The sequence below is a fragment of the Streptococcus sp. 2018110 genome, from assembly GCF_019754115.1.
Taxonomy (GTDB): Bacteria; Bacillota; Bacilli; order Lactobacillales; family Streptococcaceae; genus Streptococcus; species Streptococcus hashimotonensis.
This window is the reverse complement of sequence record NZ_JAIJZO010000002.1, coordinates 143926-158319: the sequence shown is the minus strand read 5'-3', so window position 1 is coordinate 158319 and position 14394 is coordinate 143926. Positions and strand designations below refer to the sequence as shown.

Annotated in this window: 16 protein-coding genes; 13 read left to right on the top strand and 3 right to left on the bottom strand. The window is 40.4% G+C overall.

Annotated features, from left to right (window positions below):
• Nucleotides 1-68 precede the first annotated feature (68 nt).
• From K5Q34_RS02765 to K5Q34_RS02705, 13 genes are all read left to right on the top strand, one after another.
• Complete coding sequence (locus tag K5Q34_RS02765; protein WP_105183953.1) at nucleotides 69-788, top strand: O-methyltransferase; 720 nt, start codon at nucleotides 69-71, stop codon at nucleotides 786-788.
• Nucleotides 789-847: 59 nt separating this feature from the next.
• Nucleotides 848-1831 carry a peptidylprolyl isomerase PrsA gene (gene prsA / locus K5Q34_RS02760; protein WP_221864473.1) on the top strand — a complete coding sequence of 328 codons (984 nt, stop codon included), beginning with the start codon at nucleotides 848-850 and terminating at the stop codon, nucleotides 1829-1831.
• Nucleotides 1832-2039: 208 nt separating this feature from the next.
• Nucleotides 2040-2525, top strand: coding sequence for an LURP-one-related/scramblase family protein (locus K5Q34_RS02755; protein WP_221864472.1), 486 nt, complete (start codon nucleotides 2040-2042; stop codon nucleotides 2523-2525).
• Nucleotides 2526-2822: 297 nt separating this feature from the next.
• Nucleotides 2823-5441 (top strand): alanine--tRNA ligase, encoded by a 2619-nt coding sequence (alaS, locus tag K5Q34_RS02750; RefSeq protein ID WP_221864471.1) that lies wholly within the window; start codon nucleotides 2823-2825, stop codon nucleotides 5439-5441.
• A 210-nt stretch (nucleotides 5442-5651) separates the two neighbouring features.
• On the top strand, nucleotides 5652-5849 hold the full coding sequence (locus K5Q34_RS02745) for a hypothetical protein (protein ID WP_044680986.1): 198 nt from the start codon (nucleotides 5652-5654) through the stop codon (nucleotides 5847-5849).
• A gap of 145 nt (nucleotides 5850-5994) precedes the next feature.
• A complete protein-coding gene (locus K5Q34_RS02740) occupies nucleotides 5995-6561 on the top strand; it encodes a DUF3267 domain-containing protein (RefSeq protein WP_221864470.1) in 567 nt (188 codons plus the stop codon).
• Nucleotides 6562-6573: 12 nt separating this feature from the next.
• Nucleotides 6574-6789, top strand: a complete 216-nt coding sequence (locus K5Q34_RS02735) for a helix-turn-helix transcriptional regulator (protein WP_014637779.1) — start codon at nucleotides 6574-6576, stop codon at nucleotides 6787-6789.
• Complete coding sequence (locus K5Q34_RS02730) at nucleotides 6786-7544, top strand: DUF3169 family protein (protein WP_221864469.1); 759 nt, start codon at nucleotides 6786-6788, stop codon at nucleotides 7542-7544. The genes K5Q34_RS02735 and K5Q34_RS02730 overlap by 4 nt, the downstream gene beginning before the upstream one ends.
• A 31-nt stretch (nucleotides 7545-7575) precedes the next feature.
• Complete coding sequence (locus K5Q34_RS02725) at nucleotides 7576-8085, top strand: DUF3278 domain-containing protein (RefSeq protein WP_205040975.1); 510 nt, start codon at nucleotides 7576-7578, stop codon at nucleotides 8083-8085.
• 18 nt (nucleotides 8086-8103) lie between these two features.
• Nucleotides 8104-8289 carry a hypothetical protein gene (locus K5Q34_RS02720; RefSeq protein ID WP_044771275.1) on the top strand — a complete coding sequence of 62 codons (186 nt, stop codon included), beginning with the start codon at nucleotides 8104-8106 and terminating at the stop codon, nucleotides 8287-8289.
• 25 nt (nucleotides 8290-8314) lie between these two features.
• Nucleotides 8315-9004 carry a CPBP family intramembrane glutamic endopeptidase gene (locus K5Q34_RS02715; RefSeq protein WP_221864468.1) on the top strand — a complete coding sequence of 230 codons (690 nt, stop codon included), beginning with the start codon at nucleotides 8315-8317 and terminating at the stop codon, nucleotides 9002-9004.
• A 9-nt stretch (nucleotides 9005-9013) separates the two neighbouring features.
• Complete coding sequence (locus tag K5Q34_RS11915) at nucleotides 9014-9331, top strand: hypothetical protein (RefSeq protein WP_099778852.1); 318 nt, start codon at nucleotides 9014-9016, stop codon at nucleotides 9329-9331.
• 9 nt (nucleotides 9332-9340) lie between these two features.
• Complete coding sequence (locus K5Q34_RS02705; protein WP_221864467.1) at nucleotides 9341-10015, top strand: CPBP family intramembrane glutamic endopeptidase; 675 nt, start codon at nucleotides 9341-9343, stop codon at nucleotides 10013-10015.
• 34 nt (nucleotides 10016-10049) lie between these two features.
• Here K5Q34_RS02705 and nrdF read toward each other — a convergent pair whose 3' ends face one another.
• The 3 genes from nrdF to nrdH form a co-directional block, all read right to left on the bottom strand.
• Nucleotides 10050-11009, bottom strand: coding sequence for a class 1b ribonucleoside-diphosphate reductase subunit beta (nrdF, locus tag K5Q34_RS02700; RefSeq protein ID WP_029751858.1), 960 nt, complete (start codon nucleotides 11007-11009; stop codon nucleotides 10050-10052).
• A gap of 595 nt (nucleotides 11010-11604) precedes the next feature.
• Nucleotides 11605-13764, bottom strand: a complete 2160-nt coding sequence (nrdE, locus tag K5Q34_RS02695) for a class 1b ribonucleoside-diphosphate reductase subunit alpha (protein ID WP_044673789.1) — start codon at nucleotides 13762-13764, stop codon at nucleotides 11605-11607.
• A 32-nt stretch (nucleotides 13765-13796) separates the two neighbouring features.
• Nucleotides 13797-14015 (bottom strand): glutaredoxin-like protein NrdH, encoded by a 219-nt coding sequence (gene nrdH / locus K5Q34_RS02690; protein ID WP_004299071.1) that lies wholly within the window; start codon nucleotides 14013-14015, stop codon nucleotides 13797-13799.
• Between the last annotated feature and the right edge of the window lie 379 nt (nucleotides 14016-14394).

Below are 14394 nucleotides of genomic sequence, written 5' to 3'. Positions count from 1 at the left end.
GGTGGGGAAACCTACCTTTTAGTGTGTTGTGGAAGAAAATCTTGTCGGCTTATGATATAATGGATTCTATGGTCGAATCATATAGTAAAAACGCAAATCACAATATGCGCCGTCCAGTTGTCAAGGAAGAAATTGTGGATTTTATGCGAACACGTCAGGCGCAAAATACAGGTTTTTTGAAAGAACTGGAAGAGTTTGCTCGTCAAGAAAATATTCCAGTCATCCCTCATGAAACGGTAGCCTATTTCCGCTTGCTGATGCAGACACTTCAACCTAAACATATTTTAGAAATTGGAACTGCTATTGGCTTCTCTGCGTTACTGATGGCTGACAATAGTCCGCATTCGAAGATTACAACGATTGATCGAAATGAAGAAATGATTGGCTTTGCAAAGGAAAACTTTGCCAAATATGATCAGCGCCAGCAGATTGAATTGCTGGAAGGGGAAGCCATGGATATTCTTCCGACTTTACCAGATAACACATATGATTTTGTTTTCATGGATTCTGCTAAATCAAAATATATTGTATTTTTACCCGAAGTCTTGAAAAAGGTCAAAGTAGGCGGTTTAATCATTTTGGATGACATCTTCCAAGGAGGAGATGTTGCCAAAGACATCAAGGATGTCAGAAGAGGGCAGCGCACTATTTATAAGGGATTGCAACGTTTATTCGATGCGACTTTGGATAATCCAGATGTGACTGCTAGTCTTGTTTCCATGAGTGACGGTCTCCTTATGTTGAGAAAAAATAGGGAAAATGTTGACTTAAAACATACAGAAATTTAAGAAGTTTTTAAGCTTTTGTGTTATAATAAAAGGGTTAACGAAAAAAAGGAGAGTTTCTAATGAAACAAACTAAAAAAATTCTTGCAGGTGCAGTAACACTCTTTGCTGCAGTAACACTCGCTGCTTGTTCCAATGCAGCTGATAAAGATATCATTACGATGAAAGGTGACACAATCACTGTTTCTGAATTTTATGAGAAGGTAAAAACAAATTCACAAGCCCAACAGGTTTTGTTGTCAATGGTTATCAGTAACGTATTTGAAGAGCAGTATGGTGACAAAGTGACTGCGAAAGAAGTTGATGAGGCTTATGACAAAATGGCAAAGCAATATGGTGATTCATTTGCAACAGCTCTTTCTTCAGCTGGCTTGACTCAAGAAACTTACAAAGAACAAATCCGTACTAATAAATTAGTTGAGTATGCTGTAAAACAGGCTGCTGAGAAGGAATTGACCGATGAGAACTACAAGGCGGCTTACGAGGTCTATACCCCAGAAGTAACAGCACGTGTCATCAAATTGGCGGATGAAGCTAAGGCAAAAGAAGTTTTAGCTGCAGCACAAGCTGCAGGTGCAGATTTTGCTCAATTGGCAAAAGACAATTCTACGGACACTGCTACAAAAGACAATGGAGGCGAAGTTAAATTCGATTCAACTTCAACAACTGTTCCTACAGAAGTTCAAAAAGCGGTCTTTGCCTTGGATGCAGGTCAAGTAGGAGCTTCAATTGTTTCTGCAGTTGACTTAAAAACTTATACTACTAGCTACTATGTTGTAAAACTGGAAGCGAAGTCAGAAAAATCTGCTAAATGGGAAGACTACAAGGATAAGTTGAAGGAAATTATTTTGGCGCAAAAGCAAAGTGATTCATCGTTTGTTGCTACTGTGCTGAAAGAAGCGCTCCAAAAAGCAAACGTTAAGGTTAAAGACAGTGCTTTCCAAAATCTTCTTTCACAATATGTGACAACAGAAGAAAGCAGTTCTTCATCAACGGAAAGTAGCTCTTCTTCAACAACAGAATCTTCTAGTTCTTCAGGTCAATAATTGACGCTTTACTTATTAAGAATAGATACTTGATTACTTAGTTCAGAAAATTGGCGGTTGTTGCGAGCCATCTAAGCCAAGTATCTTGCTACTTAATGGAACAATTGAATATAGGTTATGAAATGAGAATGACAAGTCATTGAATGAAGGTGGTACCGCGGTTTTTCGCCCTTCGTTTGGTTTCTTGTTATTTTTTTTGGAGGTTATCATGAAGCAATTTCAAGTGAAACAGCACTTTACCTTTGGTGGTGAAAAATTTGATATTCGTGATAGTTTTGGGAATCTTGCTTATCAAGTGGAGGGATCTTTTCTCGAAATTCCAAAACGATTTATTGTGACCAATTCCAGAGGTGGGGAAGTTTGTCAGATTACTAAGAAGTTTTTGACCTTCCTGCCCCAGTTTACCATTGATATGGCAGATGGTCATTCTTTCTACTTGCAAAAGGAATTTACTTTTTTCAAGGATCGCTATACTGTGGAAAATCTAGGTTTAATCCTAGATGGAAATATCTGGGATTTGGATTTTCGCTTGAAAAGGCCAGATGGTATGCTCGTGGCTGAAATCTCCAAAGAACTCTTTCATTTAACTTCTCATTACTCCGTTACTGTATTGGAGGACTCCTATGCAGATTTGGTCATTTCCTTGGTGGTCGCAATTGACTACATCGAAATGATGGAAGATGCATCGAATTAATCGTGAAATAATCATTCAGTTTAACTGTTTCGTTAAATTGAACCCGCCTAACTATCACTTATGAAAGGAAATGTTCAATTTAGATAATTTTCTGAATTGAACCCGTCCGAAAGGCTGGCTTCTTTCTAATAATAATTTCTCAAAATATCTAAACGAAAGGAAAGGGCATTGAGTTTATTCTGAAATGAACTCGGGCTACGGACTTTGTCAAAAAGAGAAAACCTTCCTAGACGCAAGCGTCTTCGTCAGGTTTCCTATTTTGACGTTGTCCGCTTAACGCCCTTAGTATCTTAATTTATGAAAAATTTATCTTCTGCTCAAATTCGTCAAATGTGGTTGGATTTCTGGAAATCAAAGGGGCACTCTGTTGAGCCTTCAGCAAATCTTGTCCCAGTAAATGATCCAACTCTTTTGTGGATCAACTCTGGTGTTGCAACCCTTAAGAAATACTTTGATGGCTCTGTCATTCCAGATAACCCACGGATTACCAATGCCCAAAAATCCATCCGTACCAATGATATTGAAAACGTTGGTAAGACTGCCCGCCACCACACCATGTTTGAAATGCTTGGTAACTTCTCTATTGGTGATTATTTCCGTGATGAAGCGATTGAGTGGGGCTTTGAGCTCTTGACAAGCCCAGAATGGTTTGCCTTTCCAAAAGACAAGCTCTATATGACTTACTATCCAGATGATGTGGATTCATACAATCGTTGGATTGCTCTTGGTGTTGAGCCAAGCCACTTGATTCCGCTTGAAGATAACTTCTGGGAAATTGGTGCAGGTCCTTCTGGTCCAGATACAGAGATTTTCTTTGACCGTGGTACTGACTTTGACCCTGAAAACATTGGTATCCGTCTCTTGGAAGAAGATATTGAAAATGACCGTTATATCGAGATTTGGAATATCGTATTGTCCCAGTTTAACGCAGACCCAGCTGTTCCGCGTTCTGAATACAAGGAATTGCCAAATAAAAACATCGATACGGGCGCAGGTTTGGAGCGTTTGGCAGCTATTTTCCAAGGGGCTAAGACCAACTTTGAAACAGACCTCTTCTTGCCAATCATTCGTGAAGTAGAAAAGATTTCTGGTAAGACTTACGATCCAGATGGAGACAACATGAGCTTCAAGGTTATCGCAGACCACATCCGTGCTCTTTCATTTGCCATTGGTGACGGTGCCCTTCCTGGAAATGAAGGCCGTGGTTATGTCCTTCGTCGTTTACTTCGTCGTGCTTCTATGCATGGTCAACGTTTGGGCATTACAGAGCCATTCTTGTACAAATTGGTGGAAACAGTTGGCAATATCATGGAAAGCTACTATCCAGAAGTGCTTGAAAAACGTGCCTTTATTGAGAAGATTGTTAAGAGTGAAGAAGAGTCATTTGCTCGTACCATCCACACAGGTTCACAATTTGCTGAGCAATTGATGGACAAATTGGCGGCAGAAGGTAAGTCTGAGATTGATGGTCGTGACATTTTCAAACTCTATGATACCTATGGTTTCCAAGTAGAATTGACAGAAGAATTGGCTGAGCACCGTGGTATGACCCTTGACATTGCTGGCTTTGAAGCGGCTATGAAAGAGCAACAAGACCGTGCCCGTGCTTCAGTTGTCAAAGGTGGTTCAATGGGCATGCAAAATGAAACCCTGGCTGCTATCACAGAAGAGTCGACCTTTGTTTATGGTCAAACAGCTCTTGAGGCAAGCTTATCTGTCATTGTGGCTGATAATGCGCGTACAGAAGCAGTCTCAGAAGGTCAAGCTCTCCTTGTCTTTGACCAAACACCATTCTATGCAGAAATGGGTGGTCAGGTTGCAGACCATGGTTTTGTGAAAAATGCTGCTGGAGACATTGTTGCGACTGTCATCGATGTGCAGAAAGCACCAAATGGTCAACCATTGCACACAGCTGAACTGTCCGCAAGCATTTCAGTTGGTCAAACCTACACACTTGAAATCGAAACAAAACGACGTAAGGGTGTTGAGAAGAACCACACAGCAACTCACTTGCTCCATGCAGCTCTTCACAATATTATCGGTGAGCATGCAACGCAGGCTGGTTCCTTGAATGAGCAAGACTTCCTCCGCTTTGACTTTACGCACTTTGAGGCAGTTACTGCGGAAGAACTTCGTCGTATCGAAGAAGAAGTCAATGAGCAAATTTGGAATGCTATTCCAGTTGTGACAGTTGAAACTGATATTGACACAGCTAAGGAAATGGGTGCCATGGCCCTCTTCGGTGAAAAATACGGTAAAGAAGTCCGCGTTGTTACTATCGGTGACTATTCTGTCGAACTCTGTGGTGGTACCCATGTTGGCAACACCGCTGAAATCGGTATCTTCAAGATTCTGAAAGAAGAAGGTATCGGTTCAGGTACTCGCCGTATCATTGCGGTAACAGGCCGTGAAGCCTTCCTTGCCTATCGTGACCAAGAAGATGCCCTCAAAGAAGTAGCGGCAACCATCAAGTCACCGCAGATCAAGGAAGTACCAAACAAGGTCGCAAGCCTTCAAGAGCAAGTGCGTGACCTGCAAAAAGAAAATGCTGCTCTGAAAGAAAAAGCAGCGGCAGCAGCGGCAGGTGATGTCTTCAAAGATGTCAAAGGAGCTAACGGAATTCGCTACATTGCCAGCCAAGTCCAAGTTTCAGATGCAGGTGCACTCCGTACTTTTGCGGACAACTGGAAACAAAAAGACTACTCAGATGTCTTGGTCTTGGTTGCTGCAATCGGTGACAAGGTCAATGTCCTTGTAGCCAGCAAATCAAGCGATGTTCATGCAGGTGACCTCATCAAAGTCCTTGCTCCAATCGTAGCAGGACGTGGTGGTGGTAAGCCAGACATGGCTATGGCAGGCGGTAGTGATGCCTCTGCAATCCAAACTCTCTTGAACAGTGTAGCAGAAAACTTGTAATCTATACCGAAAAACTCTTTTATCCTCTGGATGAAGGAGTTTTTTTGTAATCCATTCTAGTCATTTTGACAAATTTCATAAACTTTTTGACAAAAATTATTATTTTTTTGACAAAGATAGTTGTCAAAAAGAAAAAGAAGTGTTACAATGATATCAAGATAAAAATCAAAAAGGTTCATCTGATATGATGAACAGATAAGGAGTCACCAAATGAAACAACCTTTTATGATTACAGGAACAACCATTGCGCGTGCGGTCGAAATAGGGTCCATTCTATTATTGGTTTATATTCTCCTTTCTGATTTGCTGGGTTGGAGCGATATGGACACAGCTCTAATGACTACTCTAATTGCCTCAATTGCTTGTATCGAAGCAAGTTTACAAATGGAGAAAAAAGAAAATAAGTAAAAGGAGATAGATCGTGAAACGACATATTTCAGCTGATATGGCAGCGATTATGATTACAGGGGCAAGTATTATTGGCTTACTGATTGGAGTTGCTCTAGGACTATATAGTTTAGTCTAGCTTGTAGGAAAATGAAGGAGAAGAAGCATGGAAGCGAAAAAGAAGTTATTTGAAGTCAATATCATGGAAAATAAGAAGTTTGTGTGGGGATTGAATATTCTTGCGATTGTTCTGGTCTTCCCATTTGCTCTGCTATTTGGTAAGTTAGCGTTTTCCTTGCTGGCTAATGTAGATCAAAATTTGCCGCTTACCTTACCAGAGTTATGGATAGCAACAGTTCTATTTCCTATTTTGATAGTTGTACATGAAGCTATTCATGGATTATTTTTCAAAATTTTTTGTCCTGAAAATCTTGTTAAGTTTGGTTTTAAATGGAAATCGGGCATGGCCTATGCGACCAGTCCAGGTTCACTCTACAATAGGATGCAAATGCTAGTGATTAGCCTGGCTCCCTTTGTTGTGATTAGTTTGGGCTTGACCATGGTAGCAGTTTTTTGGGGAATGGATGTATCTCTTTATCTGATATTGGTGACTATGCATGCAGCGGCTTGTGTAGGCGATTTCTACTATGCCTATCTCTTATTGGTCAAGTTTGCCAAGGAAAATATAGCTGTCGAAGACACAGAAACAGGCTTGATTATCTACCAAGCCTAGAAAGGAAAACTCATGGAATATGTCTTAAAAAATCGGCTCAAGGAATTGCGAGCCAGAGATGGTCTCAATCAGACAGAGCTAGCAAAGTTAGCAGAAGTATCACGGCAGACCATTAGCTTGATTGAGCGGGGCGAATATACGCCCTCCGTGGTCATTGCCATGCGGATAGCACAGATTTTTAATGAAAATGTGGAAAATGTCTTTCAATTAGTGGAGGTTGGAGAATGAAACAGGGGAAACAAATTACAACAAAACAAAGATGGATGAGGAACCTTACCTATTTGTTTTTAGGGGCAATTTTTGGAGCATTTTGTGGCTTTTTTGGAGTATCGATTTCTAAGCTTGGATCACCGTCTTTTGTCAATTTAGATAATTTCTTGTTTTGTTTGCGTATCATTACTTTTGTAATTTTTGCCGGAACCGTATATTTTGGTGTTAAAGCTAATCAAAATTATAAACTTTATCATTCTGTTTCAGATGAGGATGAGGAACGGGCAGATGAACTAAATATGAAAATGTATCGTAACCTAGAATATGCGATTATAATGTTTAATGTTGCTGCGTCATTGACACTTTTAAATTTAGGATTAGGTTTTGGTTTTGCCTTCTTAGAAGAGAGTGCGATTATGTACGGATCAATATTTGATGCAGTTTTCTATGTTATTCTTCTCATTGGTCAGATTTTTATCATGAAATTAACTCAGAAAATTCGTGACTATCAGTTGTCTGCTTTTGCTACGGTAAAAGAAGTGAAGGATTTTATGGAGGCAATGGACGAGGGTGAGAAACAAGCAAACTACGAAATGAGTTTCCAAATCGTCTTCACATTGAATCAAATCGTGTTACCAGGTTTGTATCTATTCCTATTTGTACTTAGCATGCTATTGCAGGAGCGACAAATTACAGCCTTTCTAGTTGTTGCCTTTCTTCACGTTTACATCAATGTTATGCAGGTTCGCATGATCCGTCGTTACTTCAAATAAGAATGTTATGAAAGGTTTTTAGGTAATAGTTATGAAAAAGGAAAATCTACACATCAAAGCAATTCGTTATTTCTATGATATTGTTGGTGAGTTAGACGAGGTGTCTTATGCGACCTTGACGAATTTCGGCAACAATATGTATATGCTTTTTATGACAGTGACACTGGTGAGCTTTCTAGTTAGCTTTGCGCTGGGAGAAGATGTCATGGGAATCAGCCTCTTCTTGACATTGGTTTATTCTCAATTCAAACAGGACGCCATTATCAAACAGTTGGGTCTGGATAAATTGTTTGTTGCAAAGGCTGATGTGAAATTGGCTCGGAAGAAAATGATGAAACGAACTCTGTTTCAAACCCTACAGATTGCTGTCTACGGTCTGTTAGTTAGTATTGGTCTCTGGCAGTTACAAATTCCACAGGAAAGCGGGACATCTGCAGCTGAGTATTTCCAGTTTGTCACTCCCATGACAGTTGTCTTGATGACTCTTGTTGGATTCCTTAGTTTCTATATTGTTAACCGTAAGAAAATCAAGCTTATTTAGTTTAAATGGAGTTAGCTCATGAAAGTCTTTATGAAAATTTATCTTGTCCTATTAATCGGTCTTGGTATGTACGCAGTTGGCTATATTTTCGGAGAGTGGCTGGCTACTGGGCAGATAGATTTGTCAAATCTGAATATTCTATTACCGATGCTTTTAGGCTTGCCAGCTCTGCTATTGATCGAAAAAGAAAGTAATGAAAACTGACTTAGTGTATGTGAAGGAGATTGCTATGAATAGACTTGGAAATGTCAAAGATTGGAATGTGGTTAAAAATTGGAAGTTTCTCTTAGTGGGACTAGCTGTCGTTGCCCTTAATGTATTGACCCAGATGGCTATGTTTACTCTACCAAATTTTGATGGGAATAACCTTCTGATTGCTGCTGCCTTCTTGTTGGTTGCTGTAGTGCTTGGTCTTATCTTGACTGGTAAATTAGGTCTGTGGAAAGGTGAGCAGAAGTGGAGGATGGGTGCGAATGTTGGTTTTGTAGCCCTCGCCTTTATCGTTATGTTTGGTTTGAAAATAATTGGTGGGCAATTGATTATGCTGGAAGAGGGATACGGTCAGACGACTGCCAATCAGGAAATTATCAACAATTCAGGCTTGCCAACCTTAGTTTTATTTCTCTTTGCAGTTTTCTTTGCTCCAGTTTTGGAGGAACTGCTTTTCAGAGGGATTCTTATGGGGAAAGTCTTTGGTAAGGATTCGATTGTGGGATTATTGCTATCGAGTTTTCTGTTTGGACTTATTCACAATCCGACCAATATTGGATCTTGGGTTGTCTATGAAGGTATGGGCCTGATCCTGGGACTCGCCTATCGTATTTCTGGCAAATATACCAATGCACTTATTCTACACAGTCTGAATAATTTTCTCGGATTTTTATTGATGCTACTGATGCAAAGTCTGGGCTTGATATAGGAGGATAGGATGGAACTATTTTTATGGATTCTAGTAGGATTTCTATTTTTCAATTCTCTATCAGATAGGAAAAAAGTGAAGCAGTTGCAAGCTAGGGTAAAAAAGTTGCAGAAAACTACAAAAGGAGAAAATCAGATGTCAGTTTTATTGAAAGAATTGGTCGGAAGTAAGGCCAAAATCCGCTTTGATGAGGAATTTTCTATTGCTTATGAATACACCATTTTGGCAGTTGATGAGGAATGGGTTAAAATTTCTCGTGAATTAGCAAATGGGGAGCTTGAAACCAAGTTGGTTCGGGTCGATAATATTGTTGACTTGAGCTTTTAGGGAGGGAATATGTTGAAATTTATCAAACACGCCGCATTGATATTCCTATACTTTGTTGCCTATCAAATTGCTTCAGGTTTTCTAATGGTAGGACCAACCTTACAAACGATTCCTGACATTCCTGCCCAGTTGATTGATAGTACAATTTGGATTTGTGCGATAATTGGACTTGTTCTTTCCATTGCGCTCATTATTCTGTTATGGAAGTATATCTATCCACGACAATCTGTTGACTATCGTGTGACAGCTTCATGGTTCCAAAAGATTCAATGGCCGATATTACTCTATATTGCATTTTTTATCTTCCAATTTATTGTACCAGTCCCAGAAAGTGAAAACCAAAAGCTTGTAATCGAATTCGTATCAGCTTATCCCTTGATTGCATTTAGCTCAGTAGTGGTTTTTGCTCCCATTTTAGAAGAATTGATCTTCCGTGGATTTTTAGCGACCTATTTCTTCCCTAAAATGGCAGATATGAAGGCTGTTGGAATCTATCTTGTTGTAACGGGGTCTTTATTTAGTCTAGTCCATATGCCGGCAACCCTTCCTCAATTTTTGATTTATTTCACGATGGGACTCAATCTAGGATGGCTCTATCTGATCAAACGTGATATTCGTTATCCGATTGCGCTACATATGCTCAACAACGGTATTTCTTATTTGATGATTGTATTTTTAGTATAAAAAATAAGCAGCTCGGATTGAACTGCTTTTTTGATTATAAACCGTAAAGATAATCATCATCCTGCATGGCTTCTACTTCACCGAGCAGATAGCCGTTACCAACTTGGGAGAAGAAGTCGTGGTTAGATGTACCGGTTGAGATACCGTTCATAATGATTGGGTTGACATCATCTGCTGAATCTGGGAAGAGTGGATCCTGTCCCAAGTTCATGAGGGCTTTGTTGGCATTGTAACGAAGGAAAGTCAAGACTTCCTCAGTCCAGCCAACTGCATCATAGAGGGAGCGTGTGTAGCCTTCTTCGTTTTCATAAAGTTGGTAGAGCAGGTCGTACATCCAATCGCGGAGTTTATCTTGCTCCTCTTCTGGCAATTCATTGAAACCAAGTTGGAACTTGTAACCGATGTAGGTACCGTGAACTGACTCGTCACGGATGATCAGCTTGATGATTTCCGCAACGTTGGCCAATTTGTTGTTACCAAGGTAGTAGAGTGGCGTGAAGAAACCAGAGTAGAAGAGGAAGGTTTCTAGGAAAACGCTGGCTACTTTCTTTTCAAGTGGTGTACCTGTTTCGTAGATTTCGTTGATAATCTTTGCCTTGCGTTGCAAGTATTCGTTGCTGTTGGTCCATTCAAAGATGTCTTCAATCTCAGACTTGGTGTTCAAGGTTGAGAAGATAGAAGAGTAAGACTTGGCATGGACTGACTCCATGAATTGGATGTTGTTGTAAACAGCTTCTTCGTGCGGTGTACGAATATCGTTGCGAAGAGCTTGGACACCTGTTTCAGATTGAAGGGTGTCCAAGAGGGTCAAACCGCCAAAGACCTTACCAACCAGGTCTTTTTCTTCAGCAGTCAGTTTACGCCAGTCATCCAAGTCGTTTGATAATGGGATACGTGTATCGAGCCAGAATTGCTCGGTCAACTTTTCCCAAGTTGACTTGTCAATAACATCCTCAATGGCGTTCCAGTTTATGGCTTTGTAGTAGGTTTCCATCATATTCTCTTTCTTTTTCTTATACTTCAAATATTATATCACAAATAGATAGTAGCCTGTAAAAAAATCCCCTAAAAGGGATTTTTAATCGAGCGCTCATTAGTTGCTTCGCATCATGAACGACAGTGTCGTAAGGTAGTAAGCCGCTTAGGAGGGGCTGGGCAAAAAGCCCAGCTCCACTACCCAGAGTTCGTGTCAACATCTCAGCGCAGTGGTTGATTGGCAGATTTGTTCGCGTTTCACACTCCAAATCTGACCTAATCAACTGTGCGGGGGTGGGAAGACGAACTCTTTTTTTAGACCAGTCGAGTTCTTTCCCACTCCCGTTCATTCATTAGATGCTTTAGCATTAGTGTCTTACGACACGCAGAAACTGAAGACGATATTTCTTCAGTTTCGGAGTTAGTGAGGTAGCTAGCCAATCCGCTTATAGCGGTTGGCGTAGACTAGGTAGTTGGTTTGCCAACAGCTAATCTTGCTACGTCGAAATCGAGTTCGGACTAAGGACTTGGCAAAAAAGATAAATCCCTACGAGATGTAAGACATCTCTATGGTATTTCCTATTTTTGCTGTGTCCTTTTAACGTCCTCACATCTTAGATCACACAACTTTCACATTGGTTTGCGCCGACTTCTTCGCCGTCATCGGTAAAGGTACGGATGTAGTAGATAGACTTGATACCTTTGTTGAAGGCGTAGTTACGAAGGATAGAGAGGTCACGTGTAGTTTGTTTGTTCTCTTTTTTCCATTCGTAGAGTTCTTTTGGAAGCTCGCTGCGAAGGAAGAGGGTGAGGGACAAACCTTGGTCAACGTGCTCAGTCGCAGCAGCGTAGACATCGATGACCTTGCGCATATCCATATCGTAGGCAGATTTGTAGAATGGAATAGTTTCTGTTGCCAAGCCAGCTGCTGGATAGTAGATTTTACCGATTTTCTTCTCTTGGCGTTCTTCAATCCGTTGTGTGATTGGGTGAATAGAAGCAGAGACATCATTGATATAGGAAATAGATCCATTTGGTGCAACAGCTAGTCGGTTTTGGTGGTAAAGACCATCTGCCATGACTTTCTCACGTAGGTCAGCCCAATCTTGTCCGCTTGGAATGAAAATCCCTTCAAAGAGTTCTTTGACACGGTCAGATTGTGGTTGGTAGTCACCAGTCACGTATTTATCGAAATAAGTGCCGTCTGCGTATTTTGATTTGTCAAAATTATGGAAGGTTGCCTTGCGTTCGCGGGCAATGTTATTTGATTCTACCAAGGTCCAGTAGTTGAGGAGCATGAAGTAGATGTTGGTAAATTCTACGGCAGTTTTTGAACCGTAATCAATCAGGTTCTGAGCCAAGTAAGAATGAAGTCCCATGGCACCAAGACCGATTGAATGCGCCTGACTGTTTCCTGCTTCAATAGATGGTACAGCAGAAATGTGTGAATGATCTGTGACATAAGTCAAAGCGCGTGTCATTGTACGAACAGAACGTCCAAAATCAGGTGACTTCATCAGGTTGACGATATTGGTTGAACCGAGGTTACATGAAACGTCAGTACCCATGGTCAAGTATTCTTGCGAATCATTAAGAATGCTTGGTGTTTGAACTTGAAGGATTTCCGAACAGAGGTTTGACATGATAATCTTGCCGTCAACAGGGTTGCTGCGGTTAGCTGTATCGATGTTGATAACGTATGGATAGCCAGACTCTTGTTGGAGTTTGGAAATTTCTGTTTCCAAGTCACGTGCCTTGATTTTTGTCTTACGAATGCGAGGGTTTGCTACCAATTCATCGTATTTTTCTGTGATGTCAAGGTAGCTATAAGGGACACCGTATTCCAACTCAACTGAGTATGGGCTGAAGAGGTACATATCTTCGTTTTTACGTGCCAATTCGTAGAATTTATCAGGAACGGTGATACCGAGTGATAAGGTCTTCACACGAACTTTCTCATCGGCATTTTCTTTCTTAGTCGAAAGGAAGGAAATAATATCTGGGTGGAAAACATCCAGATATACTACCCCAGCCCCTTGGCGTTGCCCAAGCTGGTTAGAATAGGAGAAGCTGTCTTCGAAGAGTTTCATAACAGGAACAACCCCAGAAGCCGCCCCCTCATAGCCCTTGATTGGAGCGCCTGCCTCACGCAAGTTGCTGAGGGAGATACCGACGCCACCACCGATACGGGACAATTGCAGAGCAGAGTTGATAGAACGCCCGATCGAGTTCATATCGTCAGTGACTTGAATGAGGAAACACGATACCAACTCACCACGGCGGGCACGGCCTGCGTTGAGGAAAGAAGGAGTTGCTGGCTGGTAACGAAGGTGAATCATTTCGTTAGCCAAGTTCAAGGCCAACTCTTCATTTCCTTCTGCAAAATACAAGGCGTTGAAGAGAACACGGTCTTCCATGCTCTCCAAATAGTAGGCACCGTCGTTTGTTTTGAGGGCATACTGATTGTAGAACTTGTAAGCTGCCATGAAAGACTTGAAGCGGAAATTTTGGTCTTTCAAGAATTGATCAATTTTGATGATAAATTCTGGACTGTATTGGTCCAAAAACTCTTTTTCAAGGTAATTTTCTTCTAATAGATAAGCAATCTTGTCTAAAATACTATCAAATTGTTTGGTATTTGGGAGGACGTTTTCTTTAAAGAAGGCCTTAACCGCTTCTTGGTCCTTGTGGAGTGGGATTTGCCCATTAACAGGACGGTTGATTTCGTTATTTAAACGGAAGTAGGACACATCGCCTAGCTCTTTTAAACTCATAGTCGCAATCTCTTTCTATAAACAGTAGGGAGTTAAACCAAGGCTTTTAGTTTTCCTGGTTGAAAACCTGAGAAAACATCATTTTCAGTTTCGATAACAGGTGCAGCTGAAAAACCGAGACCTTTTACGTGATCGATAAATTCAGGCTGTTCATCTAGATTGATTTCTTTATAATCTACACTATGTTGGTCCAAGAATTTCTTGGTCATTTTACACTGTACACAATCATTTTTTGAATAGATCGTTACCATTCAATTTCTCCTTTGTCCATGAGGGATTAATAAAAAATCCCAATTTTGTTACCAATCTAGGATACAAGATTTTAAGGTTAAAGTCAAGAAGGAAGTTTATTTAAAATCACAAAATATAGTGCATAATATTTTTATAAAACACCATATATTGTACATCCGCTCATTGCCGCTAAGTCGAAAAATAGCGTTTACATAGCTGTTTCTATTTAGTTTGATAACCCTAACAATCTCTCAGTAAAATATAGATTAGCTTTTCTGCAAATGTCATAATATTTTGAAGGAAACATACTGTGTCACAAAATATAACATTTATAGTTATACATGTATTGAATATATATTACATTTTGTACTATACTATTCAATAATGCTGAAAGAGGTT

What these genes read in the sequence shown, in the direction of transcription:
- K5Q34_RS02765 (WP_105183953.1), top strand. Translation starts at nt 69, where the DNA reads ATGGTCGAATCATATAGTAAAAACGCAAATCACAATATGCGCCGTCCA.
- prsA (WP_221864473.1), top strand. Translation starts at nt 848, where the DNA reads ATGAAACAAACTAAAAAAATTCTTGCAGGTGCAGTAACACTCTTTGCT.
- K5Q34_RS02755 (WP_221864472.1), top strand. Translation starts at nt 2,040, where the DNA reads ATGAAGCAATTTCAAGTGAAACAGCACTTTACCTTTGGTGGTGAAAAA.
- alaS (WP_221864471.1), top strand. Translation starts at nt 2,823, where the DNA reads ATGAAAAATTTATCTTCTGCTCAAATTCGTCAAATGTGGTTGGATTTC.
- K5Q34_RS02745 (WP_044680986.1), top strand. Translation starts at nt 5,652, where the DNA reads ATGAAACAACCTTTTATGATTACAGGAACAACCATTGCGCGTGCGGTC.
- K5Q34_RS02740 (WP_221864470.1), top strand. Translation starts at nt 5,995, where the DNA reads ATGGAAGCGAAAAAGAAGTTATTTGAAGTCAATATCATGGAAAATAAG.
- K5Q34_RS02735 (WP_014637779.1), top strand. Translation starts at nt 6,574, where the DNA reads ATGGAATATGTCTTAAAAAATCGGCTCAAGGAATTGCGAGCCAGAGAT.
- K5Q34_RS02730 (WP_221864469.1), top strand. Translation starts at nt 6,786, where the DNA reads ATGAAACAGGGGAAACAAATTACAACAAAACAAAGATGGATGAGGAAC.
- K5Q34_RS02725 (WP_205040975.1), top strand. Translation starts at nt 7,576, where the DNA reads ATGAAAAAGGAAAATCTACACATCAAAGCAATTCGTTATTTCTATGAT.
- K5Q34_RS02720 (WP_044771275.1), top strand. Translation starts at nt 8,104, where the DNA reads ATGAAAGTCTTTATGAAAATTTATCTTGTCCTATTAATCGGTCTTGGT.
- K5Q34_RS02715 (WP_221864468.1), top strand. Translation starts at nt 8,315, where the DNA reads ATGAATAGACTTGGAAATGTCAAAGATTGGAATGTGGTTAAAAATTGG.
- K5Q34_RS11915 (WP_099778852.1), top strand. Translation starts at nt 9,014, where the DNA reads ATGGAACTATTTTTATGGATTCTAGTAGGATTTCTATTTTTCAATTCT.
- K5Q34_RS02705 (WP_221864467.1), top strand. Translation starts at nt 9,341, where the DNA reads ATGTTGAAATTTATCAAACACGCCGCATTGATATTCCTATACTTTGTT.
- nrdF (WP_029751858.1), bottom strand. Translation starts at nt 11,009, where the DNA reads ATGGAAACCTACTACAAAGCCATAAACTGGAACGCCATTGAGGATGTT.
- nrdE (WP_044673789.1), bottom strand. Translation starts at nt 13,764, where the DNA reads ATGAGTTTAAAAGAGCTAGGCGATGTGTCCTACTTCCGTTTAAATAAC.
- nrdH (WP_004299071.1), bottom strand. Translation starts at nt 14,015, where the DNA reads ATGGTAACGATCTATTCAAAAAATGATTGTGTACAGTGTAAAATGACC.